This window comes from Planomonospora parontospora (assembly GCA_014647935.1).
Taxonomy (GTDB): domain Bacteria; phylum Actinomycetota; class Actinomycetes; order Streptosporangiales; family Streptosporangiaceae; genus Planomonospora; species Planomonospora parontospora.
Genome location: BMQD01000067.1, coordinates 1 through 4,909, shown reverse-complemented (window position 1 = coordinate 4,909; position 4,909 = coordinate 1). Strand labels below are relative to the sequence as shown.

The window sequence follows — 4,909 nt, the reverse complement described above, 5'->3', positions numbered from 1 at the left end:
GTTGATGGAGCCGGTGCTGGAGGGGTTTCGGCGGGTGGCCGAGTCGGTGACCTACCGGCAGCCGGAGGCGTCGGTGGTGGCGGTTTCCACGGTGACGGGCGCGCCGGTGTCCGGGGGGTGGGGGTCGGCGGAGTACTGGGTGGAGCATGTGCGGCGGTCGGTGCGGTTCGCCGATGCGGTGGACGCGGCGCGGGGTCTGGGTGTGTCGCGGTGGGTGGAGGTGGGTCCGGACGCGGTGCTGACCGCGCTGGCGGCCCAGGTCCTGGCCGCGGATCCTGCGGGCGGCGAGAACGGTGCGGGCTCCGCGGGCGATACGAGCGGTACGGCTGCCGCGGCTGGTGCGGGTTCCGCGGGCGGTGCGAGCGGTGCGGGTTCTGCGGTGGTGGGGTTGCAGCGGCGGGGCCGGGGCGAGGTCGAGGCGCTGCTGTCCGGGCTGGGTCGGGCGTACGCGCATGGCGTGGGTGTGGACTGGGCGCGGTACTTCTCCGGGTCGGGCGCACGCCGGGTGGAGCTGCCCACCTACGCCTTCCAGCGCAAGCCGTACTGGTTGCGGGCGCGTGCGGGGGCGGGGGATGTGAGCGCGGCGGGTCTGTCGGCGGCGGATCATCCACTGCTGGGGGCCGTCGTCTCGCTGCCCGATGCCGAGGGCGTGGTCCTTACCGGCAGGCTCACCGCCGACGGCGACTCCTGGCTGGGTGATCACGACCTGTGGGATGTCCCGGTACTGCCGGCCGCCGCGCTGACCGAGCTCGCACTTCACGCGGGTGAGCAGGTGGACTGCCCCACTCTGCGCGATCTCACCGTCGACACGCCGCTCGTGCTGCCCGAGCAGGGTGCGCTCGTGCTCCGGGTGGTCGTGGGCGGTCCCGCTCCCGACGAGGCCGGGACGCCCGGTGCCAGACGCCTGGACATCTCCTCCCGGCCCGAGACCGGCGACGCGTCCTGGACCCGGCACGCGACCGGAACCCTGGCTCGCACCGCCGTACGGGAAGAGCCGGGACCGGTCGAGTGGCCGCCCGCCGGCGCGACCGTGCTCGACGTGTCCGGCGCCTACGCGGAGCTGCTGGAGCGAGGCCACGGCCACGGTGCGGTGTTCCAGGGACTGCGGGCCGCGTGGCGGCGGGGCGACGAGATCTTCGCCGAGGTGGCGCTTCCCGAGGAGGCCGCGGGTGAGGGCTTCCTGCTCCATCCCGCCCTGCTCGACGCGGCGACGCACGCGTACCTGCTCCACGGCGACCGGGTGGGCTCCCTCGGACGGGTGTCGATCCCGGCCGAGTGGGAGGAGGTGACGGTCCACGCACCGGGGATCGTGGAGGCCCGGGTGCGGGTCGTCCCCGGAGCCGACGGGCGGGTGACCATGACGCTGACCGACGTCACCGGCCGGCCGGTGCTGACGGTGGGTTCCCTGCGGTTCCGGCAGATCTCCCGGGACCTCCTCCCGGTGACGGGCGGAGCGCGCCCGGAGGCGCTGTACCGCCTGGACTGGGTGCAGGCGCCCCCGGCCGCCTCCTCCGACGCGGCGGTGGCGGTCCTGGGCTCCGGCGACGCCGAGGAGTACGGCTGGCCGGTCCACTCCGGCCTGGAGGCGTTGAACGACGCGATCCGCGCGGGGGCCCCCGTACCCGGAGTCGTGCTGTTCCCGTGCCCCGCACGGAACCCGGAGATCCCGTCCCAGGCGGACGCGCCGGTGGCGGAGGTACTGGAGCTGGTCCGTTCGTGGCCGGAGCAGGAACGGCTGGCGTCCGCGAAACTCGTGGTGCTGACCAGCGGTGCCGTCGCGGCCGGCGGGATCCCCGCCGACCTGGCACAGGCGCCGGTGGCCGGCCTGGTGAGGGCGGCCGCCGCGGAGCACCCCGGGCGGTTCGCGCTGGTCGACCTCGACGGGTCCGCGGAGTCGCGCCGGGTGCTGGCCGCCGCGCTGGCGGCTGACGAGGACGAGGTGGCGGTCCGCGGCGGCACGGTCCTGGTGCCCAGACTGGTCGGGACCGGTGGGACCGGCGCTGCCGGGTCGGTCCCCGATCTGACCGGCGGCACCGTCCTGGTGACCGGAGGCACCGAGGGCGCCGGCGCGCTGCTGGCCCGCCATCTGGCGGCCCGGCACGGAGTCCGGCACCTGCTGCTGGCAGGTGCGGAGGAACCCCGCGCGGACGTCCTCGACGAGCTGGCCGCTCTCGGGGCGGAGGTCACCACGGCCTCCGCGGACCCGGACATCCTGAACGCGCTCCTGGCGGACATCCCGCCGGAACGACCGCTCACCGCCGTCGTGCACGTCGCCGGTGCCGGGGACAACGGGCTGCTCGGCGCGCTGACCGGGGAACGGCTGGCGGAGACGCTGCGGCGCGGGGCCGATCCGGCCTGGCACCTGCACCGGATGACCGGCGGGTCGGAACTCTCCGCGTTCGTGCTCGTGTCCTCCTCCGCGGGGGTCGTGTACGGCACGGGCCAGGCCACCGAGGCCGCGGCGAGCGTCTACCTCGACGCCCTGGCCGGACACCGCCGTTCCCAGGGGCTGCCCGGCACCTCGCTGGCCCTGGGCCCCTGGACCGCGACCGCCGATCCGGACGGCGCCCGCCTGCGCCGCATGGAGAGGCTGGGAATGCCCGCGATCTCCGAGGCCGGGGGTCTGGACCTGTTCGACGCGGCGCTCGGCGCCGGTGAGGCGGCCGTCCTGGGGGCCCGGTTCGACCGGCACGCTCTGCGCGCGATCGGGGAGGATCTGCCCGCCGTACTGCGCGACGTGGCGCGGGTGCCCGCGCGGCGGTCCTCCGGAGGCGGGCGGGAACTGCGCGAGCGCCTGGCCGGACTGCCGGAGGCGGAGCGCCTGCGCCTGCTGCTCGACGTGGTCAGGACGCACGCGGCCGCGGTTCTGGGCCATGCATCCGCCGACGAGGTCGGACCCGACCGGGCGTACCAGGAGCTCGGCTTCGACTCGCTGGCCGCGGTGGAGCTGCGCAAGCGGCTCGGCACGGTCACCGGGGCGGTGCTGCCGGCGACCCTGGTCTTCGACTTCCCGACGTCCCGGACGACGGCGGAGTTCATCGCGGCGGAACTCGCCCCGGCCGCCGCCGACCCGGTGCGACCGGTGCTCGACGAGGTCGGGCGGCTGGAGAAGGCGCTGGCCGCGGTCCCCCGGGACGGGGGGAGCCACGACAGGATCACCGCCCGGCTCGAGGCGCTGCTGCGCGGCTGGTACGACGCGCAGGCCGGACCCGCGCAGGAGCCGGCCGGCCAGGACTACGGGACGGTGACCGACGACGAGCTCTTCAAGGTCCTGGACGACGAACTCGGGATCGCTTGACGCGTACGTGCCCGGAGCGTGAACGGTTCGAAATGCGAGGTTGCGATGGGGAACGACGAGAAACTGCGGGAATATCTCAAGCGCGCCACCGCCGAGCTGCAGCAGACCAGGCGGCGGCTGCGCGATGTCGAGGCCAGGCAGAGCGAGCCGATCGCGATCGTCGCGATGAGCTGCCGCTATCCCGGCGGGATCACCTCTCCGGAGGACCTGTGGGAGCTCGTCGCCTCGGGCGGTGACGGCGTCTCGGAGTTCCCCCGCGACCGCGGCTGGGACGTGGAGGACCTGTTCGATCCCGAGCCCGCCACCCCCGGCAAGACCTATTCCAAACACGGCGGGTTCCTGCACGACGCGGCGGAGTTCGACGCCGACTTCTTCAAGATCAGCCCCAGGGACGCCAAGGGGACCGACCCGCAGCAGCGGCTGATGCTGGAGCTGTCGTGGGAGTTGCTGGAGCGGGCGGGGATCGATCCGACGTCCCTCAAGGGCAGCCCGACCGGGGTCTTCGCCGGGATCGTCTACCACGACTACTCGGCGAGCGGTGACGTGGGAAGCCTGGCGAGTGTGGCCTCCGGCCGGGTCGCGTACACGCTGGGCCTCGAGGGGCCGGCGATCACCGTGGACACGGCGTGCTCGTCGTCGCTGGTGGCCCTCCACTGGGCCTGCCAGGCGCTGCGGTCGGGGGAGTGCTCGCTGGCGCTGGCCGGTGGGGCGACCGTCATGTCGACGCCCGTCTCGTTCGTCGGTTTCAGCCAGGACCGCGGCCTGGCCGCCGACGGCCGGTGCAAGTCGTTCGCCGCCGCGGCGGACGGCACCGGCTGGAGTGAGGGCGTGGGCATGCTCCTGCTGGAGCGGTTGTCGGACGCGCGCCGCAACGGGCATCCGGTGCTGGCGGTGGTGCGGGGTTCGGCGGTCAACTCCGACGGGGCCTCCAACGGGCTGACCGCGCCGAACGGTCCGTCGCAGCAGCGGGTGATCCGGCAGGCCCTGGCCAACGCCCGGCTGTCCGGGGACCAGGTCGACGCGGTGGAGGCGCACGGTACGGGGACCCGGCTGGGGGACCCGATCGAGGCGCAGGCGCTGCTGGCGACTTACGGTCAGGATCGGCCGGAGGATCGGCCGCTCTGGCTGGGCTCGTTCAAGTCGAACATCGGGCACGCCCAGGCGGCGGCGGGTGTGGCCGGTGTGATCAAGATGGTGCAGGCGATGCGGCACGATCTGCTGCCGAAGACGCTGCACGTGGACGGGCCGTCGCCGAACGTGGACTGGTCGGCGGGCCGGGTGGAGTTGCTGACCGAGGCGCGGGAGTGGAAGCGGAACGGTCATCCGCGCCGGGCGGGCGTGTCGTCGTTCGGGCTGAGCGGCACGAACGCGCACGTGATCATCGAGGAGCCTCCCGCGGTCGAGGAGCATCTTTCGGCCGAGGAGTCTTCTCCGGACGGAGTGGAGCCTGTCTCGGGAAGCGGGGAGCCGTCCGCGTCCGCGCCCGCGCACGTGGCGCTTACGGCGGTGCCGCTGGTGGTGTCGGCCCGCAGCGCCGAAGCGCTGCGAGCGCAGGCGGGGCGGTTGGCGGAGCATCTGGCGGCCGGTGCGGAGCCGGGCCTGGCCGATGTC

Annotated in this window: 2 protein-coding genes; both read left to right on the top strand. The window is 74.4% G+C overall.

Annotated elements, in window-relative coordinates; genetic code table 11:
- The first annotated feature begins 13 nt into the window (after positions 1–13).
- Entirely contained in the window at positions 14–3,298 is a 3,285-nt protein-coding gene (locus tag IEZ07_RS35060; RefSeq protein ID WP_191898738.1) for a SpnB-like Rossmann fold domain-containing protein, read from the top strand.
- A gap of 45 nt (positions 3,299–3,343) precedes the next feature.
- Positions 3,344–4,909 (top strand): type I polyketide synthase (locus tag IEZ07_RS35055; RefSeq protein ID WP_191898737.1); only part of this gene is annotated, 1,566 nt, incomplete at its 3' end.